Origin of the sequence: Streptomyces sp. IMTB 2501 (assembly GCF_001953885.1) — a bacterium.
In the GTDB taxonomy this organism is placed as follows: Bacteria; Actinomycetota; Actinomycetes; order Streptomycetales; family Streptomycetaceae; genus Streptomyces.
Genome location: NZ_MQUS01000057.1, coordinates 1 through 24131 on the forward strand (window position 1 = coordinate 1; position 24131 = coordinate 24131).

The window sequence follows — 24131 nt, forward strand, 5'->3', positions numbered from 1 at the left end:
GTCCTCGACAAGACCGGCACCGTCACCACCGGACGGATGACCCTGCTGGCCGTGCACACGGCCGCGGACGCGACGGATGCCACCGATGTCACCACGGAGACGGACGTGCTGCGGCTGGCCGGTGCCCTGGAGCACGCCTCCGAACACCCGGTCGCCCAGGCCGTGGCCGCCGGGGCCGCCGCCCGGGTCGGTACGCTGCCCACCCCGGAGGACTTCGCCAACATCCCCGGCCTCGGCGTCCAGGGCATCGTCGACGGGCACGCCGTCCTGGTCGGCCGTGAGCAGCTGCTGCTGGAGTGGGCCATCACCCTGCCGGCAGAACTCCAGCGCGCCAAGGCCGCGGCCGAGGCAGCGGGCCGTACGGCCATCACGGTCGCCTGGGACGGCGCGGCCCGTGCGGTCCTGGAGGTCGCCGACGCGGTCAAGGAGACCAGCCCCGAAGCGATCCGCCGGCTGCGCGCTCTCGGCCTGACGCCCATCCTCCTCACCGGCGACAACCAGGCGGTGGCCGAAGCGGTGGCCGCCGAGGTGGGCATCGCCCCGGAGCACGTGATCGCCGAGGTGCTGCCGCAGGACAAGGTGGACGTGGTCAAGCGCCTGCAGGGCGAGGGGCGTTCGGTGGCCATGGTCGGTGACGGCGTCAACGACGCGGCCGCGCTGGCCCAGGCCGACCTGGGGCTGGCCATGGGTACCGGTACGGACGCGGCGATCGAGGCCGGCGACCTGACCCTGGTCCGCGGTGACCTGCGCGTCGCGGCCGACGCCATCCGGCTCGCCCGCAAGACCCTCGGCACCATCCGCTCCAACCTCTTCTGGGCCTTCGCCTACAACGTCGCCGCCCTGCCGCTCGCCGCGGCCGGTCTGCTCAACCCGATGATCGCGGGCGCGGCCATGGCCTTCTCGTCGGTCTTCGTCGTCGGCAACAGCCTGCGGCTGCGGCGCTTCCGGGCGGCCGACCAGTAGCGGCCGACCGGAAGGCGAACAGCCGGCTGGGGCCCGGTGGTCGTACGACCACCGGGCCCCGGTGCGTCAGCGGCGGCTCACCCGCCCGTTACTGTGGCGGATCACAATCGGCGCGGAGCGATCCGGCGAGGTGATTCATGGTGCACGAGCGGTCCGCCGCCGCGGCGGCGCTCGCCGCCCGCTGCGAGCCGCGGGTGAACGAACTGGCCCGGCGCATGGCAGGCGACGTCTTCGAGCAACTGCGCGGCTACGCCGAACTGCCCGCCGACGTCAGGGACATGGAGATCGCCGCGACGGCCCGGCACGGCATGCGGCTGTTCCTGCGCGGGAGCAGGCCGCGGCCGGACGCGCTGGAGTACTTCCAGGAGCGCGCCGCCCAGCGCGCCGAGGAGGGCATGCCGCTGCACCTTCTGCTGCGCGCATACACCCTGGGCGCGAAGGAGCTGTTCCGGGCGCTGCGCGAGACCGCCCGTCCGGGCGAGCGGGACGCCCTCGCCGAACTGGCCGACGCGCTGTTCACCGCATCGGACCAGGTCGTCGGAGCCGTCACCGAGAGCTATCTCGACGAGCAGGCCGCCCTCGCCGCCGAACACCACGAACGGCGGCGCTCACGTGCTCGGGCCCTGCTGGACGGCCGCCCGGTCACCGACGGGCCGATCGCTGACGGGCCCGCGCTGGTGCTGTGGCTGCGCTTCGACAACTGGGCGCCCGGGAAGGGGAGTTCACCGGTGGCCGTCCGGCGGCAGGTGCGGCGCGTTCAGGCCGCGCTGGACCGGAGCTTCGACACGGACGTACCCGCCCTGCTCGACGCCGACGGCGGGCACGCCGTCGTACCCGGTACGGCCGAACCTCCCGGCCAGATCCTGGAGTTGCTGCACCGGACGGCGGGGCCGGGGGTGCGGCTGGCGGCGGCCGGTGCGACCGGGGCCGGTGACATCCCGCGCGCCGCGCGGCTGGCCCGGGAGGTGGTCCGGGTCGCCGCCGCGTGCGGTCGGGAGCCCGGACTGCACCGTCTCGACGACGTGTTGCTGGAGTACCACCTGTCCCGTCCGAGCGCCGGCAGCGACCGGATAGCCGGCCTGCTCGACCCCCTGGCCGGCCGGCCCGAACTCGTCGAGACCCTGCGCACCCATCTGGAGCAGCGCCAGGACCGCCGCGCCACGGCACGTCGGCTCAGTCTGCACCCCAACTCCGTCGACCACCGGCTGGCCCGCGTCCAGGAGCTGACCGGCCTGGACCTCGGCGACCCCCGGAACACCGCCCTGGTCCTCGCGGCCCTGTTGCTGCGCGAGACGGACGCCGGGGTCATGGAGTGACGATCGCGAAGTCCGGGTCCGGCGCGTCCAGCAGCGAACCGAACGTGACCAGGGCCCGCGCGTCGCCTTCGAGGACCACCGCGCCGCCCGCGATCTCGTCGGCGAGGGTCGAGGCCCCGCCCAGCACGGCGTCGAGCGTGGCGCGGGCCAGCCGCAGCACGACGGCGGGTTTCTCACCGCGCGGGGCGTCACCTGCCATCGGGATCAGCGCGCCGTTGGACAGCAACAGGGACCACACCTCGCCGCTGCCGGCGCCGTGCTCTCCCGGGGGACGACCTCCGGACCCCCCGATTTCCCAGCGCAGCAGCAGCCGTCCGGCCTCTGCGGCACGCGGGCCGTTGATCCGTACGGCCATGGACCGGAAGATCTGCTCGGCCGTCAGCGCGGCCAGGACGTCCGGGGCCGTGCGGGTCGGCGTGCCGAGGATGCCGTCGCGCAGCTCGGCCGCGCCCATCAGATAGAAGTTGCGCCACGGCCCGCACTCAGCGCCCCGGCCGAGCCGCTCGAAGGTGCGGGCCTGCAGGGCGCGCGCCTCGGCGTGCTCCGGTTCGGCGAACAGCACATGGCCCAGCACCTCCGCGACCCAGCGCAGATCCCCGGCCTCGTACGACGCCTTGGCCTTGGCGACCACACAGTCCGCACCGCCCATGAACTCCACGTACCGGATCGCGGCCGCGGCGGGTGGATGCTGCCACAGACGGGCCGGGTTGCCGTCGAACCAGCCCATGTAACGCTGGTACACCGCCTTGGCGTTGTGGCTGAGGGAGCCGTAGTAGCCGCGTGTGTGCCAGGCCCGGTCGAGGGCGGGCGGGAAGCGGAGCTGCTCGGCGATCTCCGTCCCGGTGTGCCCGGCGTTGATCAGGCGCACGGACTGGTCGTGCAGATAGGCGTAGGCGTCCCGCTGCTCCTCCAGGAAACGGACGACGCGGCCCTGCCCCCAGGTCGGCCAGTGGTGCGAGCCGAAGACGACGTCCGTGTCCTCGGCGAACAGCCGCACGGTCTCGGTCAGATACCGGGCCCAGGCGCTGGGATCCCGTACGAGGGCCCCGCGCAGGGTGAGCACGTTGTGCAGCGTGTGGCAGGCGTTCTCGGCGACGCACAGCACCCGCAGGTCCGGGAAGTGGAAGTTCATCTCGGCCGGGGCCTCGGTGCCGGGGGTGAGCTGGAAGACGATCCGCACCCCGTCCACGGTCTCGGTCTGGCCGGTCGCGGTGATGTCGAGCGTGGGCGCGATCAGGCCGACGCTGCCGGTCGACGTCGTCTGGCCGAGGCCGCAGCCGATCTGCCCGGCCGGGCCCTTGGGCAGCGCGGCCCCGTACATGTAACCCGCCCGGCGGGCCATCGCCGTTCCCGTGAGGACGTTCTCGCTCGCCGCGTGCTCCAGGAACCCGGCCGGCGCGAGCACCGGCACCCGGCCGTCCGCGACCTCGGCCGGGTCGACGACCCCGCGCACCCCGCCGAAGTGGTCGACATGGCAGTGGCTGTAGATCACGCCCGTCACGGGCCGCTCGCCGCGGTGCGCGCGGTACAGGCCGAGCGCGGCCGCGGCCACCTCCGCGCTGATCAGCGGGTCGATGACGACGACCCCGCGCTCGCCCTCGACGAAGGTGACGTTCGACAGATCGAGCCCGCGCACCTGGTAGATCCCGGCCGCCACCTCGTACAGCCCCTGGCGTGCCACGAGCCGGCTCTGCCGCCACAGCGACGGATGCGCGGTCGGCGGACACTCCCCGTCCAGGAAGCCGTACGCGTCCGCGTCCCACACCACCCGGCCCCGCGCGTCCCGCACCACACCGGGTTCCAGCCGGCCGAGGAACCCCCGGTCCGCGTCGCCGAAGTCCTGCTCGTCACCCCAGTCGAGCCCACCGTCCGGGGACCCCTGTTCACTGCCGGTCATGACCGACGATCCTCACACTCCCCGGGCGAACGCGCCTGATGACGCGTCACAGAGCAGCCGCTGACACATCACAACCACCGGCAGGTGATCGCAGGCGGGGTGAATCGACCCCGTCGGCGTCGGGAATTCATCCGCCATGACCGACAACACCAGCCACGGCAGCAGCACACCGGATCACGAGGAGGAGACGACCCGCCGCTACTACGAGACCAGCGACGTCGACGCCTTCTACGACGCCGTCTGGGGCGGCGAGGACATCCACATCGGCCTGTACGCCCACGCGCAGGAGGCGATCGCGGACGCCTCGCGCCGCACGGTGCGGCACGCCGCGGACCGGGTCGCGGACCTGCTCGGCCCGGATGCCACGGTCCTCGACCTCGGTTCGGGGTACGGCGGTTCGGCGCGCGCCCTCGTCGAGCGCTTCGGCTGCCGGGTGGTGGCCCTCGAACTCAGCGAGGAGCACAACCGGCGGCACCGCGCGGCGAACGCCCGGCGGGGGCTGGACGGCCTGATCGAGGTCGTCACCGGCTCCCTCTGCGACCTCCCCTACGAGGCGGAGCGCTTCGACGTGGTGTGGTCCCTGGAGGTCCTGTGCCATGTGACGGACCGGGACCACGCACTGGCCGAGGCGGTACGCGTGCTGAAACCGGGCGGGGCACTGGTCTTCTCGGACATCATGGCGGCCGAGGAGACCCCGGCGCAGGCACTGCGGCCCGCGCTGTCCCGGCTCGGGGTGCAGAGCCTGGCGACGTTGTCGTTCTACCTGGAGCACCTGTCGGCACTCGGACTGAAGCCGTGCTTCGAGGATCGCACCGCGGACCTCACCACTCACTACGCCCGCCTCGACGAGGAGGTGCACCGCCGCAGGGCCGAGCTCCGGACCGTCATCGGCCCGTCCTACCTGGACGGCCTGCTGACCAACCTCCCCCTGTGGACGGACATCACCCACCGCGGACTGCTCCGCTGGGGCCTCTTCCACGCCCGCCACACCGAGGCGGCCCCGCACCGCGGCCCGGCGGACAGGCCCTAGTACCCCGGTACCACCCGCCCGCCACTGTTCAGTCCCCGGTACCACCGGATCGGGGAGATCTCGGACCTAGCGTGGCGGAGGAGGCGTCGGGCGTGCCGGACGCCGCGGTCCGAGAGAGAGAACGCGAATGATCGACGCACAGCAGCTCACCAAGAGGTACGGGGAGAAGACAGCCGTCGACGGCCTGGACTTCACCGTGAAGCCGGGCTCGGTGACCGGCTTCCTGGGACCCAACGGGGCGGGCAAGTCCACGACGATGCGCATGATCGTCGGGCTGGACGCGCCGACGAGCGGCTCCGTCACGGTGAACGGTCACCGCTACGCCCGTCATCAGGCGCCGCTGCAGGAGGTCGGGGCGCTCCTGGAGGCCAAGTCGATCCACCCGGGCCGCTCGGCCTACAACCATCTCCGGGCGCTCGCGCTGACCCACGGCATTCCGCGCCGCCGGGTCGACGAGGTCGTCGAACTCGCCGGTCTCGGCAGCGTCGCGAAGAAGCGGGCCGGGGCCTTCTCGCTCGGTATGGGACAGCGGCTCGGTATCGCCGCCGCGCTGCTGGGCGATCCGCAGACGGTGATGCTGGACGAGCCCGTGAACGGTCTGGACCCCGAGGGTGTCCTCTGGATCCGCAACCTGCTGACGTCGCTCGCGGCCGAGGGACGCACGGTGTTCGTCTCCTCGCACCTGATGAGCGAGGTGGCCCTGGTCGCGGATCACCTGATCGTCGTCGGCCGGGGACGGCTGCTGGCCGACACGACCGTACGGGACCTGGTCCGCGAGGCGGGCGGCGACACCGTGAAGGTCGCGACGCAGGATCCCGCACGGCTGCGGGACGTGCTGGCAGGGCCGGGCGTGGAGATCACCGGCCGTGTCGGCTCCGAGGAACTGCAGGTGACCGGGGTCTCCGCCCGCGACATCGGGCTGAAGGCGGCCGAGCACGGGATCCCGCTGTTCGAGCTGACCACGAAGGCCGTCTCGCTGGAGGAGGCCTTCATGGAACTGACCAGGGACGCCGTCGAGTACCACGGCTCCACGACCGGCACCGACACCTCCGGGAGCGCGGCATGAGCACCCTCACGGCGACACCCGAGACCCCCGAGACCGCCCCGGCGGCCGCGCCCCGCCCCGGCTACCGGGTGACGGGACGGCGCGTGCTGGCCTCGGAGTGGGCCAAACTGTGGTCCCTGCGTTCCACCTGGATCACCCTCGGCCTGGGCCTGCTGTTCCTGGTCGCCTTCGGCGTCATCGCCGCGAGCCACTACAAGTCCAACCTCGACTCCGGCCGCCACATGGACCGCGACTTCGCCACCGCGACGGCCGTGAGCCTGTCCCTCTTCGGCACCAACTTCGCCCAGCTGGCCCTCGGTGTGCTCGGTGTGCTGGTCACGGCGGGCGAGTACTCCACCGGCATGATCCGCTCGACCCTGGCCGCCGTGCCGCGCAGGCTGCCCGTGCTGTGGTCCAAGGCGGCGGTGTACGGGCTCGTCGCGCTGGTGGTCGCCACCGCCGGCGCGTTCGTCGCCTTCCTCGTCGGCAGCCAGATCGTGTCCGGCACGCCCGCCGCCCTGGGCCTCGGCCACGCCGGCGTCGTACGCAGCCTGCTGGGCGCCGGGCTCTACCTGGGCCTGGTCGGGGTGATCGGCACCGCCCTGGGCGCGTGGCTGCGGTCCGTGGCCGGCGGTATCTCGGTCCTGGTCGCCGCCCTCATGCTGGTGCCCGGTCTGATCTCCCTGCTGCCCACCTCGTGGCAGAGCGACATCGACCCCTATCTGCCGAGCCACGCGGGCGAGTCGATCTTCGCCCTGACCCATGACTCCACCACGCTGTCGCCCGGCGCCGGGCTCCTGGTCTTCCTCGGCTGGACGGCGCTGGCGCTGGTGGGGGCGGCGTACCGGATGCTGCGCAGCGACGTCTGAGCAACGACGTCCGCGTACCGGCATCGCATCATGGTGTGGTGGATTCCGTGACCACCGAAGATCTCGGCGGGATGGGGCCGCTGGTCGCCCGGCTCGGCCGGGCCGGCCAGCGGCTCCGGCACGCCGACCGGGCCCGTCCGTGGGTGCTGGACACCGCGGTGGTGGTCCTGGTCTTCCTGATGTTCTGCCTGCCGGACCTGCTCCACGGGACCGGGACGGACGGGGACGGCGACGGCCACCGCCGCTTCCGCCTGGCGTTCACCCAGCTGCCCCTGGCCGGGATGCTGGCCCTGCAGGCCGGCCTGGTGCTGCCGCTGCTGTGGCGGCGGCGGGCGCCCGCCATGGCCTTCGGCGCCGTCTCGGCCGTGTTCGTCCTGCAGTGGTCGCTCGGTGCCGTACTCCGTGCGGACGTCGCCCTCTTCGTCGCCCTGTACAGCCTGACCCTGCACGGGCGGCTACGGCAGCTGCCCTGGGCCTGTGTGGTCATGGCGGGCGCGCTGGGCCTGGTCGCGGCACGGGTGTCGGCGGCCGTGTCGGTCTGGGACGCGCTCTTCTTCCTGCTCAGCACGGCCACCGCGGCCCTCGCGCTCGGCCTGGTGATCCGCATCCGGCGGGCTCAGCTGGCCGGCCTGCGGGACCGCGCGGCCCGGCTGGAGATCGAACGGGACCAGCGCGGCAGACTCGCCGTCGCGGCCGAGCGGGCCCGGGTGGCCCGCGAGATGCACGACATCGTCGGCCACAACCTGTCCGTCATCATCACCCTCGCCGACGCGGGCGCCTACGCCACCGCCGTCGCCCCGGAACGGGGCAAGGAGGCCCTGCACCTCATCGGGGACACCGGCCGGCAGGCGCTGGGCGAACTGCGCCGGGTGCTAGGTGTGCTGCGCGAGGCGGACGGCCCGCGGGGCGAGGCCGAGCTGAGCCCGCAGCCCGGGCTCGCGGACATCGACGCGCTGTGCGAAGGCGTGCGCGCCGCCGGCCTGGAGGTCGTCTACCGCACCGCCGGTGACGTCGACGCCCTCGACAGCGGGGTGCAGCTCACGGTCTACCGCATCGTGCAGGAGGCCCTGACGAACACCCTGAAGCACGCCGGCGCGGGCGCCCGTGCACACTTGGCGATCGTCGTGGCGGATACGCGGCTGACCATCACCGTCCAGGACTCCGGCCCGGCCGACCCGGCAGGGCGACCCGGCACGGCGAACGAGGAAGGACACGGCCTGGTGGGCATGCGAGAACGAGCGGCTCTCTACGGCGGACACGTCAGCGCGGGCCCCGCCGGCACGGGATGGACGGTGCGGGCCGCTCTCGACCTCGCGCCCCAGGGCGGTGCCCGATGACCACCGTGCTCGTCGTGGACGACCAGCCGCTCCAGCGGTACGGCTTCCGCATGCTCCTCGACTCCGTGCCCGAGACGGAGGTGGTCGGCGAGGCCGCGCACGGAGCCGAAGCCGTGCGCAAGGCCGCCGAACTGCGTCCCGACGTGGTCCTCATGGACGTACGCATGCCGGGCATGGACGGCATCGAGGCCACCCGACGTATCGTCGCCGCCGGCGACCGCTCCCGCGTCCTTGTGCTGACCACCTTCGACCTCGACGAGTACGTCCACGCGGCCCTGCGTGCCGGGGCCAGCGGCTTCCTCCTCAAGGACGCCCGGCCCGAGGAACTGCTCGCGGGCATCCGTGCCGTGGCGGTCGGCGACGCGGTCATCGCCCCCGCGCTCACCCGCCGGCTCCTCCACGAGTTCGCCCGCCTCGTACCCCCCGGCACCGCCGGTGGTGCCGAGGACCCGCGACTGGCCTCCCTGACCGACCGCGAACGCGAGATCCTGGTCGCCATCGGCAAGGGCTGGACCAACGGCGAGATCGCCGCCCGCTTCGTCCTCTCGGAGTCCACGGTGAAGACGCATGTCGGCCGCGTCCTCGCCAAGATCGGCGCGCGCGACCGCGTACAGGCGGTGATCTTCGCCTACGACCGCGGCCTGGCCCGGCCTCAGGCGGGCTGAGCCGACGAGTCGTGGCTCACGGCGCTGCCGGCCCACCCGTGGTCGCACAGCCGCCCGACCTCGTAGCCCCGCTGCTCGCAGGTGTCGAGGATGCGGGGAAGGGCGCCCAGGGCCGAACGCCAGGCGCCGGGGGCGGAGGTGCAGTCCGAGTCGTGGAGCAGGACGGTGCCACCGCCGTCCAGGTCGGCGGCCACCGTGCGGTGGACCGACTCCGGTGTGGCCCGGGCCGTCCAGTCCTCGCCCCAGCAGGTCCACAGCACCGGGGTGAGGCCCAGACGCCGGGCGGCCAGATGGGCGGCGGTGGACATGACGCCGTACGGGGGGCGGAAGAGCGTGGGCCGGTCGCCGGTGATCGTGGCGACCGTGTCGCGGGCGCGGGCGAAGTCGTCGTAGGTGGCGCGCGGGCCGCGCAGCAGCAGGGGGCGGTGCAGCCAGCCGTGGATGCCGATCTCGTGGCCCGCGGCGGCGATGTCACGCACCAGGCCGGGGGAGCGGTTGGCCTCGCTGCCGAGCAGGAAGAAGGTGGCGCGCACGCCGCGCCGGTCGAGCGTTCGCAGGAAGAAGGGGGTGGACAGGGGGTCGGGTCCGTCGTCGAAGGTGAGCGCGACGTGGTCCGGCCGGCCCCGGCCGGAGAGGCGGGGCAGGACGCGGTTGCGCAGCGGGCCGAAGGTGGAGATGACGGGTGCGGAGTGGAGGGCCGCGAGTGCGGTGGCGGCCAGGGCGGTCGCCCGGAGCGGACGGGGCGTCGTCACGAGTGGTGCCCTTCCGGAGCGTGGTCGTGGCCGGGTGCGAGGAGGTCCAGGTCGAGGCTGTGGCCGAGGGAGTGCAGCAGGGCGGGTGCGTCGTACGTCGTCGCGACCCCGGTGCCGACCGCGCAGGCCCACACCGCGCACGCCACCGTACCGGTGACCGCGAGCCGCCGCCGCCGGCGGCTGCGCCTGCGGGCGCCGGGCTGCGTGGGCAGGGACGGCGGACCCGAGCGGTGGACGCGGGCTATCTCGGCCGCCGGGCCGTCGTCCGGGGACTGCGCGAACAGGGCGAGCCCCGCTGCCCGCTGCCGCGGCCCCAGCGGACCGTCGACCAGATCGCACAGCACGCCCTTGAGGTCGGCCGGGTCGCGGATCCAGGTGGCTACGCCCGCCTCCTCCAGGGCGGCGGCGTTGGTCAGGCCGTGACCCGGTATGCAGCGGTAACTGGCCACGGGCAGGCCCGCGGCGAACGCCTCCAGAGAGGTCAGCCCGCCCGCGTTCTGGACGAGGACGTCGGCCGCGTGCATCAGGCCGGGCATGTCGTCGACCCAGCCGTAGGCGTGCTCGATCCCGTCCGCGGCCAGTTGCCGGGCCAGGGCCTCGTTGCGGCCGCAGACGACGACCGGGACGGCGGCTCCGCAGTCGCGCAGCTCGCGCGCCACCTGCCGGACGGGCCCGACACCCCAGGACCCGGCGACGAGCAGGGCCAGCGGGGCGTCGTACGGCAGCCCGAACCTGGCCCGGGCGCGGTCGCGTTCCGGCGTGCCGCACGGGTGGAACCGGGGGTCGGCGACCGGCCCGCACACCCGGACGTCCCGGGCTCCGGCGGCCCGTGCCTGGGCGGCGGGCACGGCATGGGCCGCGAGGTGGACGTCCACACCGTCGGCCACCCACAGCGGATGCACGGAGAAGTCGGTCAGGTAGGTGAGGACGGGGGCGGTCAGGCGTCCGGCGAGGCGCAGGTTGCCCAGCACCCGGCTGGCTCCGGGGTAGGTGGAGACGACCGCGCCGATGCCGGGGTGCAGGGCGCGCAGTACGCGGTCCTCGGCGGCACGGAGCAGGGCGCGTGCCGCGGGGCCGCTGCCACCGGCGCGCTCGGTGCCGGTGTAGATCCGCTGGTAGGCCCAGGGGGCCCGGACGAGCATGCGGTGGTAGCCGTCCCGGACGGCCCGGCCGAGTCCGGCGGGCAGCAGATCCAGCAGGTCGTGCCGGTCGACGACCAGCCCGTCCGCCGTGAGGCGGCGCTCCAGCTCGGCGGCGGCGCCGTCGTGGCCGGCGCCGACACTCGCCGAGACGATCGCGACCCGGTCCGAGTGCGTCGCCATCGTGCGGGGCGCCGGCAGAACATCCGCAGTCGTGGATCGCGGAAGCGTGAGTCCGGGATTGGCCATGGTTTTCCTCTGCGCAGATGGGAGGACGCGTGGGCGGAGACATGGGAGGGCACGAAGTAACTACAAGTTGTAGTAGTTCGGTCTTCAAAGCCCGCAGCTTACCTCCTACAACTAGTAGAAGGCCGCCGGGTAGCCTGTGCGAACGCAAGGCGACGGAAAGAGGAACGGTGCAGCACCCCAGGGACGACGAGGCCGGCGGCGCATCCGGCAGGCGGGCCCGCGGCGAACTCGAGAGCAACGTGCTCGCCACCCTCTGGTCCGCCGACGGTCCGCTGACCGCGCGACAGGCCCTGGAGCGCCTGCCGGGCGACCTGGCCTACACCACCGTGCTGACGATCCTGTCCCGGCTGTACGACAAGGGGATGCTGGTCCGGCACCGCGAGGGCCGCGGATACGCCTACGAGCCGGCCCGCGACGAGGCGTCCCACACCGCACAGCGCATGAAGTCGCTCCTGGAGGGCGGTTCCGACCGCGAGGCGGTGCTGACCCGATTCGTCTCCGAGCTGTCCCGGCAGGACGAGCGACTGCTGCACCAGCTGCTCGCCGGGCACGAAGGCCAGGGCGGCGCCGGGAACCTGGACGACAAGAGGTGAGCGGGTGCCGGTCGGCGTTTGCGTTCCGCTCGGACGACAAGGGGTGAGCCGGTGCTGATCAGCGTCTACGTTCCGCTCGCCGTCACGGCCGTACTGACCGTGTGCGCACCGCGGTTGGCCCGCCGGCTCGCCCCGCGCCGCGCGGCCTGGGCCCTGGCGTGCACCGCGCTGGTGACGACGGTCGGCTGGGCGGGCTCGCTGGCTCTCCTGGCGTTCACCGGGATCGCCCAGATCCCCGAGGTGGCGGCGGAGGGCCGCTGGTCGGTGCCGGCGCTGCGGGCCGAGGATCCGGTCCTGCTCGTCGTCGCGGTCATCAGCGCCCTCGTCCTGCTGGCGGGCACCGCCTCCCTGCTCGTCGCCGCCGTACGACAGGCCCGCCACCTCCTGTGGGCCCGGCGCGAGTGCGCTCGCCTGCCCGGCGACAACGAACTGGCCGTCGTCGACGACGACACTCCGCACGCCTTCGCCCTGCCCGGTGCGCCCGGACGCATCGTGGTGTCACGCGGCATGCTGCGCTGCCTCGACCACGAGGAGCGCGAGGCCATGCTGGCGCACGAACGAGCCCATCTGCGCGGCCGGCACCACGTGTTCCAGAGCCTGTGGCGCCTGGCCGCGGCCCTCAACCCGCTGCTGCGGCCGCTGGCCGACGCCGGCGGCTTCGCCTTGGAGCGCTGGGCCGACGAGGAGGCGGCGGCGCGCGTCGGCAGCCGGCGGGTCGTCGCCCGCGCCGTCGGACGGGCCGCCCTCGCATCCTCGCCCCGCACGGCGATCACCCCGCCCCTCGCCGTCACCGGCGGCGCCGTACCCCAGCGGGTCCGAGCCCTCCTGGCCCCTCCGCCGCCTCGTCGCACCCTCCCCATCGCCGGCGGAGCCCTGCTGCTGACCCTGTGCTGCGCCGGCCTGGCCAACGCCACCTCCGACAGCGACAAGATGCTCGACGACGCACAACGCGCCCAGTGCACCGCGTCGCTCACCCGGCCAAGCGCCTCCCGCCCCGAAGACCTCAACGTCAGGCCGCCCCACGGCTGCTGCGAGCACCACATGCGGACCGGGCGCCCAGAACATCTCGGTTGACCCGCAGCCTCAGTTCAGGGTTCCGGCCCCGATCTGGACGAGCCGGGCGGCGAGGATTTCTTCGAATGTGGCGCGGTGGTCTGCCGTGAGCGGGTGGATGTCGTGGGGGATGTGGGCGGGGGTGGGGAGGTGTTCGGGATCGGCGCCTAGTACCGCGCTGCGGAAGAGTCCCATCCTCTGTTCGTTCTCCTCGGGGGTGATGGTGCTGACCCCGGCCTCGTTCTGGGCGGGTGGGGCGGCGAGGATTTCTTCGAATGTGGCGCGGTGGTCTGCCGTGAGCGGGTGGATGTCGCGGGCGAAGTGGACCGGGGTGGGGAGGCGTTCGGGATCGGCGCCTAGTACCGCGCCGCGGAAGAGTCCCATCCTCTGTTCGTTCTCCTCGGGGGTGATGGTGCTGAACCGGCCTCGGAGGCGCTCGGCGGGGCGAGAAGGATCGAGATCCGGTGGTGGCGCACCGAGACCTCCTCCTCGGGCAGGCCCGACGCCCGCAGGCCCTGCGGGACCTCCTCCATGACCAGCCGGGAACCCGTGCCGCTCGACGCGCAGCGTGCCCAGATCGCGGCGAGCCGGGGTGGCCGGCCGAATGCGGCCGAATGCCTCTCGCAAGCGCGGGGCCAGGGCGGTGATGCGCTGTCTCCAGTCGCCCCGGGACGACAGTCGTCCACGGCGGCCATGAGGACCCGGCCGGCGACCGTGCGCAGCAGCTCGGTCTTGTTGCGGAAGTGCCGACAGAGGCTGGAGGAGTCGGTTCCGAGCGCGGCGGCGAGCTTGCGCACGCTGAACGACTCGGCGTCGGTTGCGCACCACCCGAGCCGGACCGGTGGCGACGACGGCCGAGGAACAGACCGCGCCAACAGCCACCTCGCCGCCCAACTGCCCACGGTCGTCGTCTCGTTTGAACACCGCCTCGTCGACCACGAAACCCAGCTGTCGGCCGCCGCCGACGGCTGACGCACTCCAGCACGTGGTGCGGCCCGCCGCGCAGTGGCACATCGACCCGCGCGCACGGCCGTGTTCGGCTAGAGCTGAGGCGCGTTGACCAGGGGCCTGTCGACCATCCAGGCCAGGGTGGCCACCCGCACCTCACGACGCAGATGCTGGTCAACCCCACGGTCGAGGTGACCGAGACGATGTTCGACCACGCCTCGATCATCGAGTACGGGTACATCGCACCGGGAACCGACACCCGCACGCTCTCGCCGCTGTACGCGGACAACCTGAACGGGCCGGCCCCGGCGCTCCGCGTGGTGCCGACCCAGGATGCGACGGCCGATCACGGCCGCCGCCACGCCGAACGACTGCCCACGGCCGGGACATCCGTGCGGCGGACCGCATTCCCTGGCGTGAGGAAGACGAGTTACCCGCGGAAGGATCCGCGGTGCGCGCGGCCCGGATTCCACTGATACGGAGTCAACGCCACAGACGCGGACCAACATGGGTCACGACCATCACGCACCATGGAGGCAGACACAGTGAAGCGCATCGGCATCATCGGAGTGGGCGAGATAGGCCGGGCCATCGTGATGGGCCTGCGCCACGGGGGCGGCGGCCCGTCGCCGGAGGTCTTCCTCTCTCCCCGGGGAGCCCGCGCTGCCGCCGAGTTGTCCGCGCGCTACGAGGGCGTACAGGTGTGCGCTGACAACCAGGCGGTGGTGGACCGCTCCGAGCTGGTGATCATCGCCGTACGCCGCCAGGACCGGCACGATGCCCTGGCCGGCGTGACAGTGGACGGCGACAAGGTCGTGGTCAACGTGATGGCCGGTGTCGGCAACGACGACCTGCGCCAGACCCTCGCCACCGACGTCCCGATGGTCCGGGCCATCCCCCTGCCGGCCATACGCGAGCGCCGCTCCGTCACGGTGGTGCACCCGTCGCACCCGCAGGTGAACTCCCTCTTCGAGCAGCTGGGTGGCGCGCTCCCCGTCGCGGACGAGGCTGCCTTCGACGTCTTCTCCACGCTGACGGGGACGCTGACCACCCACTACGCGTATCTCGCCACGCTCACCTCGTGGGCCGCCGGCCAGGGCATCGCCTCCGACGACGCCGACCGCTACGTCCGCGGCCTCTTCCAGGGCGTCGGCCGCGCCCTGAGCGACGAGACCCGCTCCCTGCACCAGCTCGCAGCCGACCACGAGACCCCGAACGGAAGCAACGAACGCATCCGCACCACCTGGTTCGACCCGGCCAACTCCAAAGCCCTCAAGAAGGCCCTGGACGACCTCCTCGCCGATCTGCAGTAGCCCCGGCACAGGCCTCGCACCCGAAGCCGAACGATCTCCAGAAACCCGGCAGAGCCTGACCCGCTGAGCGGATCAGGCCCTGACTTGGTACTGCACTGTCGGGGTGGCGGGACTTGAACCCACGGCCTCTTCGTCCTCGATGAGGTTCGGTTACTGATCTTGCCGGCGTGGATGGTGTTATCCCTGGTTGGAGGGCCGGGGTGTGGTGGTCTCGAGTGGTCTTGAAGGGGCTTGGGGAGCGGGTTGGCTCCAGATGGCTCCCAGCCCTGCTGCCCGTCGGCCGGCCTTTGGCCGTGCAGAGCGGCCACCGTAGCCGTGAGCCCCTGCAGGATGGTGATGACGGATGCCACGGCTCCGACAGCCAGGCCGAGGTCTTCCAGGTTCTCTGTGATGCGCCGCCGGTCAGCGGTCGGGCCATGATGCTCGGACTGACCCAGCAGCGGGAGGCGGCGCTCGACGCCCGACTGGCCCTGTGCCCGACGTCGTCGGTACGCGCACTCGATGATCTCCTGCGCGTATGCGTGGTCGCCCTCCGATAGCTCCACGGTGCCGTGTAACTCGTTGCGGGGCACCATCAATTCCACCCCTACGAGGGCGACGACCCGGACGCCTATGTTCTGGCCCTCAACCTCGGGCGCCGACACCGGGCCAAGGGACAGGCTTAGGAGAGAGCTACACACCGTGATCACTGTGCAGTTCACCGTACGGCCCGGTCAGGGCGACGCCAGCGGGTTTGATCTGGGCGACATGACCGTCACCGGGGACCTCGGCACGGCCGACTCAGCCGGACACGTCCCCGATCAGGGGATGATGATCTACCTTTCGGTGGTCCAGCTGCTGGACAGCCTGGGCGACTTTCTCCGGGGCAACGCCCGCGTAGCGCCGTGATGCATGCGGCGGAGGACCTCGGCCGCAGTCTCCCTCCAGAAGACACGGTCACATCCGATTGGAAAGCGGCCGTGGCTGAGTTCCGTCCTCTCGTATCAGGTGGATAAGGGCCGGGTGCTGGCTCCGTGTTCGCCCTGCTGGCCAGGCAAATCTTCATCGCGTCACTTCGGGAACAGCTAGGAGTCGCCGTGGTCGGCGCACAAGCACGTCGTGCAGCAGGCACCCGAGGTAGTGGACCCGGCCATCAGCGGGTCAGCACCAAGCCGAACATCACCGCGGTCTTCCCCTTCCGCGAGGACGGGATTGATCGTGCAGGCGTGGACCGCATCATCGACGAGGCCGGCATCGGCCTGCCGGACTACTACGAGTGGCGCACACGCTCTGGCCGCTACTCCTGCTTCTTCCAGCGCAAGCACGAGTGGGTCGGCCTCAAGGAACGCCACCCCGACCTGTCCGATCGTGCTGTCGAGTACGAAGAGAAGGTCCGCTACCGGCACACCGCCGTGAAGGGCCGCAACTACACCTGGTCGCAGGGCGAATCTCTCCCACAGCTCATAGAGCGCAGGGAGGAGATCGAAGCCAAGCACCAGGCGGCCCTTGAACGCGCCGCCAAGCGCATCAAGCCCAACAGGCCCCTCCTGGAAGTCCTCTCCGACGCGCTCGACTCCGACGACGACGAGGCCGGCTGTTCCGTCTGCCACCTCTGACGCCCAACTACTAGGCGGCGCGACCGACATCCAACGGCCGCGCCGCCTGTGCCTGCGCGGCGTGTCGAGACGCGCGCCATCTCGCCAGAGTGCCCGAGTCGGTGCCCTCATGCCGGTCCCTGCCTCGCCTCCCGTGCGCATACGCGACGAAGTATTCGTGCCTGTCCTGCTCGACAGTCGTCATGTCGGGAATCTACGTGCCCTTCCCGGATGCGGGGTCGCGCGCCGCGCCCTCCACCACGTCAGCGGGTTCCACGGCGCGGAGTTCCAACGGACCCGTCCACTGTCGACGGCCCTGGCTCCCTTCCCTTCGTCACGACCCGCTCGGGGAGGACGAAGGACCACCGGATGACCAGAAGTCGGAGTGGATATTCGGGTCCGGAATCGGCTTCCCTGCATAGTTCGGTCCAATTGTCTTCGAGGTGGGTGGCGACACCGATGACTTTTCCACACACGGTGTTGCCACTTCGAAGAATGCCTGCCCGTTGTCGCCAATCAAGAGACGCACGTTGAATTCATCTGGCGTCTGAAAATACATGGCCGGACTTTTCATGCTCCGGTTCGCGCCGATCTGGTTGTATCCTTGCGATTTCCAGTAGCGCTCCACCACACCTAGGAAGCTTCCCCTCCGCGCCTCCGAAATTACAGTCATTACCGCCCGCCGCCTCGATACGTCACAACTACCCTGAGTTGACTCGCCATGGGTCCAATGAACTGTCGGCTTGATTGCGGCGAACGTGCCGTCAAGGATCTTGTCGGCATGCTCTGCAGCCTCTTGCATGTTCATTTTTTTCGAGTCACCTACAGACATTCCGTCCGAAGAGCCGCATCCAGTCAACAGCAAAGCACCGAGTAGAATTCCAGGGTATACAGTTCTCACCGCGGCTGCTCCCGAACGATCTCGTCAGATTTGCCGACAACAATCCTTGCAATATTGTCCGCTGACATCTGATCTTTTGCAGGGTTGAAGTAGTTGGAGTGGGCTTTCATCTTCCCGTGATCCTCGAAAATCGTAGGCCCGTCACTCACCTCGAACCGCGTAGCACCGAAAGCCTTGCTGGCAGGATCCTTGCCGAACCAGAGATCGTCGCCGTTCGGATCACTCGCGCTCGCACCAGCTGCGGCACCGACTTCCGGCGCGCCTGCGAAAGCCCCCAGAACACCCCCGACGACCCCGCCAGCGACCTGCCCCTTGGAAGGAAGTCCAGTGACGATGTCGTGCTCGGCTGCGCCCACGAACACATGTCCCTTACCTACATTCAACTGGTCCGCAGAATTTGCCCCTGTGCCCGGGCTTCCCACGAGAATGATGTCATCGGCTCCTGGGATGCCGCCCTTCTCCTGGGCCGCAAGACCGACGGTGAGTGATCCGTACGAATGGCCGATGGCTGTGATGTGAGGATCGCCGTTTTCGTGTGTCGCCGAAATCCCAGCCATGAATTGGTTGTAAGCGGGTGCTCCCGCCTCGGCATCGTCTCTGAACATGACACTCCTGCTGCTCAGGAGGTCACCAGCGCTGAGCTGGGGTGCGTCATAACCAAGCCAGACGATTGAAGAAGTAGAGCTGTGCGGGGAAATCTCCCTGGCTGTCAGGGCCGTGTCCTGGGCGCGCTTCATGGTCCCGCCGGCGAAATCTTCGTCAAGCCTCGTGGTGAGCCCTGGAACATAGGCAGACACATTCTTTGCTGTGTCCGGATTCCCGTAGGCAACAATTGCCCTGCCATTACCTTCATCGCCGATACCAAGGAGGTACATGGGTGGGTCACTGCCCGCGAGAAGCTTCTCTTGGATAGCTTTCAAGCCGCCCAGCTTCGTCTTGGAGTCGTCGTCGTGCTGACCTTCCAGCTTTGCAATCAGTGTCTGGATATTCTCACGATTCGCCTCGTCACGCACCACCGCCGGAATGCCATCCAGGCTCCCGATAACCTCAGGAAAAGCCCTCTTGTACTCATCCCGCTCCTCATCGCTGAGGCCGTCCCACCACTTGGTGATGTCGGCCGGCGACTTGTCCATCGGGATGTGGTCCAGAAGGTATTGGGTTGCCGCCGAACTGACGGCGTCGACGTCGGATGCCACGTCGGCCCACGTCTTGGTGTCGACGGTCAGACCCGGTGCGGCCTTGAGTTTTTCCAGTGCCTTGCTGTAGCGGTCGTCGATCTCCGTGGCTTCCTGCACAGCGTGGGCGATGCGGTCGGCGATGTCCTGGGCCTTCGCACGGTTCGGGTTGGGGCTGCGCAGACCGGTCATGTCCGGGCCGGGTCCGCGGCTGTAGATGCCGTTGAACCCGGTGACCGTTCCGCCGGCGATCTCCTCTCCTGTCAGTCCGTTCTCGCCACCGGCGGGGTACGCGACGCTGCCGTTTGCGTTGACGGTGTACGACAGCGCCTTCGCGTCATCGAGTGCCTCGAGCAGGCGGCGACGTGGGGCGGCGATCTCGGACGAGAAACCGGTGAGTGCTCCGGTGATCAAGCCGCATTCGACCTGGGTGTAGTGGAAGTTCTGCGAGAGCTTGGCCAACTGCTTCTGCGCAGCGGTCGCCGCCTCGCCCTCGTTGGCCTTCTGCATGACCTTGGTGATCTGCTTGTCGATGCGGCCCTTGGCCGCGTCGGCCACGTCACTGATCGCGCGGTATCCGTCCGCTGCGTCCGCGTACTCGGAGGGGTTGATGGCCTGGAGTTTCTTGAGGTCCATGCGTCCGGATCACCGACCCTTGCCCGTGCCGCCGGCGGCGGACGTGTCCTCGGAATGGACCTTCAGCCCAGCGATCTCGTTCTTGATGGCCTCATCAGTCTTGAGCTGGTCATTCCCCACTTTTTCCAACACGCCGGCGAGCCCGTTGCACAGCTCGCTGATGTCCTTCACGCGGCGTTCCCAGGAGTCGTACACGCTCTTTTGGGCTGCCCCGGTTGAACAGCCGGAGCCCTTGCCGAGCCCTGTCGTGCCGTGCTCCAGCTTCGTCAGCGCCTTGCCGATGTTGTCCCGCAGGTCCCCCACACCCTGGCCAGCCGTAGACCACGCCTTCTTGTCGGACCGGAGCCTGCCGGCAGCGCCGCTACCGCTCGAACTCGTGCCGTTCTGGTCGCCGGGCAGCTGATTGAGCTGCATCCGTGTGGAGTGCCGTTCGGCCGCTGCGGCCTTGAGCCGCTCCCACTCGTCCCACGCCATGCGTGGCCCCTCCCCGTGTCTCGTCGTACGTCGCCGAGATCCTGTGAACGCGAGACCGCAACGTTGCGGTGGTCGAAAAGCACAGTAGTAACGCTTTGTCGAGTGACCCATCCGTATCGGCCACCGGGCCGTCTGAGTACGCGTACTCAGTCGGCACCCGGTCATCGATCGGACGGGGGCGTGGATCCTGGGGCTCCATAGGGCGATCGGCCGGGTGCTGGGAAGGGCGTTGGGAGTGGTGCTGTGGTCGTCCGACGCCTGCGGACGACGGCGGCAATCGTGATCGCGGCTCCGAGGAGTACGACAGCTCCGACGCCCAGCGCGATCCAGAGGGTGTTGTCGGCATCGGACGAGGAGGCTGCCGCAGCTGAGTTGTCATTCCTTGCTGGTGCAGCGCCGCCTGCGGTCTGGGAGGCTTTCGGAGACGTTGGCTTCGACGCCACGTCCTTGAGGCCCGGGAGCGGATACACGTTGGCGGGACCCGGGTCGCCGGGGTTTTGGAGGGCGACTCGCGGACGGACGATGCCGTAACCGATGGAGTCGTTGCGCTTGGCGCCGTCCGTGGGGGCGCCGATGGTATTGAGCATCACGCGGAGGACCTGGTTGTTGGTCCAGTCAGGGTGCTTGGACCAGATCAGGGCAGCGCTGGCGGAGGCGACAGCGGTGGCTTCGCTGGTGCCGTCGGTCTTGCAGAAGCCTGTCGTGCTGGTGCAGGCGGCGACCATGTCAGCGCCAGGAGCGGACATGTCCACCTGAGGGCCGTACTCGGACCATGAGGTACGCCGGAGGTCCTTGCCCACCGCGGCCACGCCGACGACACCGGGCGTCGCCGCGGGGTACTCGACCGGATTCCCCTTGTCGCCGCTGTTGCCGACCCCGGCGAAGACCAACGCACCCTTCCCCAAGGCGTACTTGACCGCAGCGGTCACCTCGGGCGAGCCCTCCTCCGCTCCCATCGAGATGTTGATGACCTGTGCACCCGCGTCCGCCGCGTAACGAATCGCCTTCGGGAGTACCTGGTTGAACTGCTCGATGGACGCCGCCTCGTTGGCCGCGGTTGTGGACTTCGGCATACGTACCGGGAGGATCTTGGCCCCTGGAGCGAGCCCGAATGCTCCGTTTCCGCCGTCAGCTGCTCCGGTCCCGGCGATGAGACCAGCCATGCCCGTTCCGTGACCGTCGTAGTCGATGTGCTCGTCTCCTGCCTGGCCCACGGCGAAGTCCTTTCCAGGCAGGACACGCCCCTTCAGGTCAGCGTTGCCCGCGTCCACTCCTGTGTCGATCACGGCGACCGTGATGCTCTTGCCGGTACTCGTGCGCCACATCTGCTCCGCCTTCATGGCGTCGAGGAACCACTGCTGCGCACGCATCCCCTCCGCATACGCCGGCTGGCCTGCGGCGCCCACCAGCAGCAGGCCCAGCACGGCTGCTGCCGCGGCCTTACGGCGCCCCAGTCGGGTCCATTTGACGAGCATGGGCTTTCCTTCGCTGTTCGCGGGTGGTCACTCGGAGGTCGGACGAGCGGAACGGCGGTCGTCCTTCCGATTCCGCTGCTCCTTGGATTGGCGGCCGCCAGGCGTGACTGCAGTGCTGCGCGGCTGGTTGGGAGATGCTGATGGCGTCTCCCGCGGAGTCGCATTGGCGCGGGTGTCGCCTGGCCGCTTGGAGGTGGGCGCACCACCAGAGATGCCCCCTCGCACAGGAGCTCCCGAGCTCAGGGACCCCCGAGACGACTCCTGTGTGCTGTCGCCGACGACTCTTCCGTAGGGCGAGGTGGTGCGACCGTCAGGGACCCCAGTCGCGCGACCAACTGGCTGGGGCACAGGGCGACCGGCGCCTGTCGTAGGACGCCCCACGGGACCGCGGGCGGTCGGGCCCTCCGTACCCACCACCGTTCCGCGGGGGATGGCCCCTGTCGGCCGGCCCGTAGAAGGCGTGGTCGGCCGGCCCCCGACAATGCCGTTGCCGCCGCCGCTTGCCATGCGTCCGGAATTCGGCGTCGGGACTTCCTCGCCTTGCACCAAGGGAGGCCGTCCGGGAATCGTCCTTCGCCCCGGTTCTGCCGGACCGGCTGGCATTCCTACTCGTTGCGCTGGCATTCCTCCTCGTTGCAGAGGACCAGTGACGTCTCTGCCCGGCGTCACCGAGCCAGTTACGGGCCTGACCGGCTCCGCCTGCCACTCAGGTGTTCTGGTGGTGCTTCCGAACGCAGGAGGGATGATCGCAGGCTGTGCTGGGCCGGGGCCGTCGGCCCGACCGGCGCCAGGGAGACTACTGGGCGTGCTCGTAGGCGTGCTCGCCGCCGTGTGCGGGGCATGGGGCAACGTGCCCACGGAGTCGATGCCCATCCGGGAAGGTGGCTCGGCCTTCCCCGCCGGAGGATGCTGTGACAAGCCCACGTGATCGGGCGAGGTTGTCGGCTGCGATACGGAGCCAGAGCTTGAGTGCGTCACCGGTCCCTGGGCGACTGCATGCGAGGGCACGCCTGTCACCGCGGGAGCATGGCCGACGCCGCTTCTCGCCGGGCCAACGACGCTGCTGTCCCGGCCAAAGGTCAGGGATCCCGACGGCGGCACGATCGCTTTCGGCGGCGGCGGAAACTTGGGCCGCTCCAGCCCATTCATCTGCGTGGCCGACCACTCATAGGTCTGCCCCAGCTTCCGCATCTGCGCTGCCGCCTCCAGGCGGACCCTCTCCTTGTGCGCCGCCAGCGCAGCCAGTTCGCTCTTGGCCTTGGCGCTGACCGCCGCCGCGTCCGGGGCGTTGTGCGCCGCGTTCGCAGCGTCCAGATTCGCCTGCGCGCCTTCGGCTTCGCGCGGTATGGATGCCTGCGCCTGCGCGATCGCCCCGGATGCCTCCCTCAGCCACTTCCCGGCGCCTTCGCTGAAGTCCCCAAGTCTCAGGGTGGAGTTGGCGAGGTCTGCAGACCAGGTACGGAACGCGTGCGCGCCCTCGCCCTTCCAATCCACCCACTGCGGGCGGACCTTGAGCTCCTCGGCGATATTTCGGATCTCCTGGGCGGCCGCGGCGAGTCGGTCCGCGGCGGCCTGCACCGTGCCGGCGTCGGCCTGGTCGAGCCATGCCAGCATCTGCTCGTGGCTCATGTCCTCGAAGGACGTGCCGCCGCCGGATCCCTTGCCAGGCATCAGAACTCCCCCGTCACCGCCCGTTCCACCAGGTCCATCAGATCGACCCGCCCGCGTCGCCACCCGCCGACGCCGGCGTCGACGGCTGCCCCGTCTGCGTCCCGTTCCCGCCGCCGTGGCCCTTGCTCGGCCCCTCAGGGTCGTAACCGTCGCCGTAGTACTTCGTCGTCTCCGCGCTGATCGCCGCCATACGGTCACGGACGTCCAGGTCGACGTTCTGGTAGCCCTTGTGCGAGGCCATGACCGCGATGTTCATGCCCTCCAACGAGTCCGACAGCAGCTTCGACAGCGTCTCCAGCTCACTGATCACCGTCTCGTACGCGCTGAACAGCCCGGCCGCCTCCGACCACGCACCGGCCCCGCCCCCGAACTGATGGCGTACGAGCTGCTCCTGGCCGATCTTGCCCGGACCGGCCTGCGAGCCCTTCAGGTCGTGGATCAGGGCGTCGACGCGCTTCTGGAAGGTGGTGAAGGACGACAGCTCCGTGGCCACATCGGCGACGGCGTCGCGTGCCACGTCGAACAGACCGGACGCCCACGACGACGTGCCCGACGCCGACCCGCCATCGCTCGACAACACAACGTCCTCCCCGCACCGTCGAAACAACTGAACACCCGAAGTCGTACAAGCAACTCTAGCTACCAGCAGTGACAGTCCATGGTCGCCGAGTAGCGGGGAGCGACCGAGAACAGGCCCTCCGTGCAGGGCCGCTCCGCCCGCGGCCCGGAGGCCGGCGACTCGTCAGGCATGCCACCACCCAACACCCAGGAGTGATGAAGTGCCTGAGCACTTGTACTCAGATGCGGGCGCTCGGCCGTTCTGAATGGCTGATACCCGACAGTGGGTGGCGCAGAGGTGACCTTGACCCGGTCCGTTACGACTGGCCCGCTTGACTGCGGTGTGGCGTCGAGATCAGCGGGGTCCGGGGGTGTGTACGTGATCTGGGTGCACCTGTATGTGCCGTACCAGCCAGCTCGCTGCTCACTCCGCACCGCGACACGAAGCGTGCCCAGTTCAGAAGCCCCGCGGGATCGGGATACGCCGCCGCCGAGACG

22 protein-coding genes and 1 pseudogene are annotated in these 24131 nt (G+C 70.3%); 14 read left to right on the plus strand and 9 right to left on the minus strand.

All coding sequences use genetic code 11. The annotated features are described in order from the left end of the window. Positions 1 to 963, plus strand: a 963-nt coding sequence (locus AV521_RS44715; RefSeq protein WP_143658761.1) for an HAD-IC family P-type ATPase, incomplete at its 5' end; no start/stop codon positions are given. A 137-nt stretch (positions 964 to 1100) separates the two neighbouring features. After that, entirely contained in the window at positions 1101 to 2279 is a 1179-nt protein-coding gene (locus AV521_RS44720) for a CdaR family transcriptional regulator (protein ID WP_076097684.1), read from the plus strand. Here AV521_RS44720 and AV521_RS44725 read toward each other — a convergent pair. Continuing rightward, positions 2269 to 4176, minus strand: coding sequence for an alkyl/aryl-sulfatase (locus AV521_RS44725; RefSeq protein WP_076097685.1), 1908 nt, complete (start codon positions 4174 to 4176; stop codon positions 2269 to 2271). The two genes, AV521_RS44720 and AV521_RS44725, sit on opposite strands and share 11 nt — an antisense overlap. A 136-nt stretch (positions 4177 to 4312) precedes the next feature. Here AV521_RS44725 and AV521_RS44730 point away from each other — a divergent pair, with 136 nt between their 5' ends. The 5 genes from AV521_RS44730 (at position 4313) to AV521_RS44750 (ending at position 9122) form a co-directional block, all read left to right on the plus strand. Beyond that, a complete protein-coding gene (locus AV521_RS44730) occupies positions 4313 to 5206 on the plus strand; it encodes a cyclopropane-fatty-acyl-phospholipid synthase family protein (RefSeq protein WP_076097687.1) in 894 nt (297 codons plus the stop codon). A gap of 127 nt (positions 5207 to 5333) precedes the next feature. Beyond that, entirely contained in the window at positions 5334 to 6272 is a 939-nt protein-coding gene (locus tag AV521_RS44735) for an ATP-binding cassette domain-containing protein (RefSeq protein ID WP_076097688.1), read from the plus strand. Further along, positions 6269 to 7120 carry a hypothetical protein gene (locus AV521_RS44740; RefSeq protein WP_076097690.1) on the plus strand — a complete coding sequence of 284 codons (852 nt, stop codon included), beginning with the start codon at positions 6269 to 6271 and terminating at the stop codon, positions 7118 to 7120. The genes AV521_RS44735 and AV521_RS44740 overlap by 4 nt, the downstream gene beginning before the upstream one ends. Before the next feature lie 71 nt (positions 7121 to 7191). After that, on the plus strand, positions 7192 to 8457 hold the full coding sequence (locus tag AV521_RS44745; protein WP_179023870.1) for a histidine kinase: 1266 nt from the start codon (positions 7192 to 7194) through the stop codon (positions 8455 to 8457). Next, a complete protein-coding gene (locus AV521_RS44750) occupies positions 8454 to 9122 on the plus strand; it encodes a response regulator transcription factor (RefSeq protein WP_076097692.1) in 669 nt (222 codons plus the stop codon). Before AV521_RS44745 ends, AV521_RS44750 begins: the two co-directional genes overlap by 4 nt. On the opposite strand, the gene AV521_RS44755 is transcribed toward AV521_RS44750, so the two are convergent. Together AV521_RS44755 and AV521_RS44760 are read right to left on the minus strand one after the other, a co-directional pair. After that, positions 9110 to 9874 (minus strand): polysaccharide deacetylase family protein, encoded by a 765-nt coding sequence (locus AV521_RS44755; RefSeq protein WP_076097693.1) that lies wholly within the window; start codon positions 9872 to 9874, stop codon positions 9110 to 9112. The genes AV521_RS44750 and AV521_RS44755 overlap by 13 nt on opposite strands. Next, positions 9871 to 11196 carry a glycosyltransferase gene (locus AV521_RS44760; RefSeq protein WP_256725987.1) on the minus strand — a complete coding sequence of 442 codons (1326 nt, stop codon included), beginning with the start codon at positions 11194 to 11196 and terminating at the stop codon, positions 9871 to 9873. Before AV521_RS44760 ends, AV521_RS44755 begins: the two co-directional genes overlap by 4 nt. A 233-nt stretch (positions 11197 to 11429) precedes the next feature. On the opposite strand from AV521_RS44760, the gene AV521_RS44765 reads away from it, so the two are divergent. Both AV521_RS44765 and AV521_RS44770 read left to right on the plus strand, forming a co-directional pair. Continuing rightward, positions 11430 to 11855, plus strand: a complete 426-nt coding sequence (locus AV521_RS44765; protein WP_076097696.1) for a BlaI/MecI/CopY family transcriptional regulator — start codon at positions 11430 to 11432, stop codon at positions 11853 to 11855. Positions 11856 to 11906: 51 nt separating this feature from the next. Next, positions 11907 to 12929, plus strand: a complete 1023-nt coding sequence (locus AV521_RS44770; RefSeq protein ID WP_076097698.1) for a M56 family metallopeptidase — start codon at positions 11907 to 11909, stop codon at positions 12927 to 12929. A gap of 207 nt (positions 12930 to 13136) precedes the next feature. Here the strand turns inward: AV521_RS44770 and AV521_RS51990 are convergent. Then, a pseudogene (locus AV521_RS51990) lies at positions 13137 to 13783 on the minus strand (TetR/AcrR family transcriptional regulator); the annotation flags it as partial. A 240-nt stretch (positions 13784 to 14023) separates the two neighbouring features. Here AV521_RS51990 and AV521_RS49935 point away from each other — a divergent pair. From AV521_RS49935 to AV521_RS44805, 5 genes are all read left to right on the plus strand, one after another. After that, positions 14024 to 14332 carry a hypothetical protein gene (locus AV521_RS49935; RefSeq protein ID WP_076097701.1) on the plus strand — a complete coding sequence of 103 codons (309 nt, stop codon included), beginning with the start codon at positions 14024 to 14026 and terminating at the stop codon, positions 14330 to 14332. A 54-nt stretch (positions 14333 to 14386) separates the two neighbouring features. Then, positions 14387 to 15169, plus strand: a complete 783-nt coding sequence (locus AV521_RS44790; RefSeq protein WP_076097702.1) for an NAD(P)-binding domain-containing protein — start codon at positions 14387 to 14389, stop codon at positions 15167 to 15169. Positions 15170 to 15585: 416 nt separating this feature from the next. Next, positions 15586 to 15708 (plus strand): hypothetical protein, encoded by a 123-nt coding sequence (locus tag AV521_RS51995; protein ID WP_256725993.1) that lies wholly within the window; start codon positions 15586 to 15588, stop codon positions 15706 to 15708. Between the two features lie 142 nt (positions 15709 to 15850). Beyond that, complete coding sequence (locus tag AV521_RS44800; RefSeq protein WP_143658763.1) at positions 15851 to 16057, plus strand: hypothetical protein; 207 nt, start codon at positions 15851 to 15853, stop codon at positions 16055 to 16057. 125 nt (positions 16058 to 16182) lie between these two features. Next, on the plus strand, positions 16183 to 16764 hold the full coding sequence (locus AV521_RS44805; RefSeq protein ID WP_256725988.1) for a hypothetical protein: 582 nt from the start codon (positions 16183 to 16185) through the stop codon (positions 16762 to 16764). A gap of 313 nt (positions 16765 to 17077) precedes the next feature. Here AV521_RS44805 and AV521_RS44810 read toward each other — a convergent pair whose 3' ends face one another. The 5 genes from AV521_RS44810 to AV521_RS44835 form a co-directional block, all read right to left on the minus strand. Further along, positions 17078 to 17551, minus strand: coding sequence for a hypothetical protein (locus tag AV521_RS44810; protein ID WP_076097708.1), 474 nt, complete (start codon positions 17549 to 17551; stop codon positions 17078 to 17080). 89 nt (positions 17552 to 17640) lie between these two features. Then, complete coding sequence (locus AV521_RS44815; RefSeq protein ID WP_076097709.1) at positions 17641 to 19455, minus strand: alpha/beta hydrolase; 1815 nt, start codon at positions 19453 to 19455, stop codon at positions 17641 to 17643. A 9-nt stretch (positions 19456 to 19464) separates the two neighbouring features. Further along, positions 19465 to 19929, minus strand: coding sequence for a hypothetical protein (locus tag AV521_RS44820; protein ID WP_076097711.1), 465 nt, complete (start codon positions 19927 to 19929; stop codon positions 19465 to 19467). Positions 19930 to 20090: 161 nt separating this feature from the next. Next, on the minus strand, positions 20091 to 21404 hold the full coding sequence (mycP, locus tag AV521_RS44825) for a type VII secretion-associated serine protease mycosin (protein WP_076097713.1): 1314 nt from the start codon (positions 21402 to 21404) through the stop codon (positions 20091 to 20093). Positions 21405 to 23112: 1708 nt separating this feature from the next. Next, positions 23113 to 23655 (minus strand): hypothetical protein, encoded by a 543-nt coding sequence (locus AV521_RS44835; RefSeq protein WP_256725989.1) that lies wholly within the window; start codon positions 23653 to 23655, stop codon positions 23113 to 23115. Between the last annotated feature and the right edge of the window lie 476 nt (positions 23656 to 24131).

Coding starts and splice junctions, on each gene's coding strand:
- AV521_RS44740 (WP_076097690.1), top strand. CDS start 6,269: ATGAGCACCCTCACGGCGACACCCGAGACCCCCGAGACCGCCCCGGCG.
- AV521_RS44745 (WP_179023870.1), top strand. CDS start 7,192: ATGGGGCCGCTGGTCGCCCGGCTCGGCCGGGCCGGCCAGCGGCTCCGG.
- AV521_RS51995 (WP_256725993.1), top strand. CDS start 15,586: ATGATGCTCGGACTGACCCAGCAGCGGGAGGCGGCGCTCGACGCCCGA.
- AV521_RS44730 (WP_076097687.1), top strand. CDS start 4,313: ATGACCGACAACACCAGCCACGGCAGCAGCACACCGGATCACGAGGAG.
- mycP (WP_076097713.1), bottom strand. CDS start 21,404: ATGCTCGTCAAATGGACCCGACTGGGGCGCCGTAAGGCCGCGGCAGCA.
- AV521_RS44810 (WP_076097708.1), bottom strand. CDS start 17,551: ATGAACATGCAAGAGGCTGCAGAGCATGCCGACAAGATCCTTGACGGC.
- AV521_RS49935 (WP_076097701.1), top strand. CDS start 14,024: ATGCTGGTCAACCCCACGGTCGAGGTGACCGAGACGATGTTCGACCAC.
- AV521_RS44720 (WP_076097684.1), top strand. CDS start 1,101: ATGGTGCACGAGCGGTCCGCCGCCGCGGCGGCGCTCGCCGCCCGCTGC.
- AV521_RS44790 (WP_076097702.1), top strand. CDS start 14,387: ATGGAGGCAGACACAGTGAAGCGCATCGGCATCATCGGAGTGGGCGAG.
- AV521_RS44815 (WP_076097709.1), bottom strand. CDS start 19,455: ATGGACCTCAAGAAACTCCAGGCCATCAACCCCTCCGAGTACGCGGAC.
- AV521_RS44725 (WP_076097685.1), bottom strand. CDS start 4,176: ATGACCGGCAGTGAACAGGGGTCCCCGGACGGTGGGCTCGACTGGGGT.
- AV521_RS44750 (WP_076097692.1), top strand. CDS start 8,454: ATGACCACCGTGCTCGTCGTGGACGACCAGCCGCTCCAGCGGTACGGC.
- AV521_RS44735 (WP_076097688.1), top strand. CDS start 5,334: ATGATCGACGCACAGCAGCTCACCAAGAGGTACGGGGAGAAGACAGCC.
- AV521_RS44820 (WP_076097711.1), bottom strand. CDS start 19,929: ATGGCGTGGGACGAGTGGGAGCGGCTCAAGGCCGCAGCGGCCGAACGG.
- AV521_RS44760 (WP_256725987.1), bottom strand. CDS start 11,196: ATGGCGACGCACTCGGACCGGGTCGCGATCGTCTCGGCGAGTGTCGGC.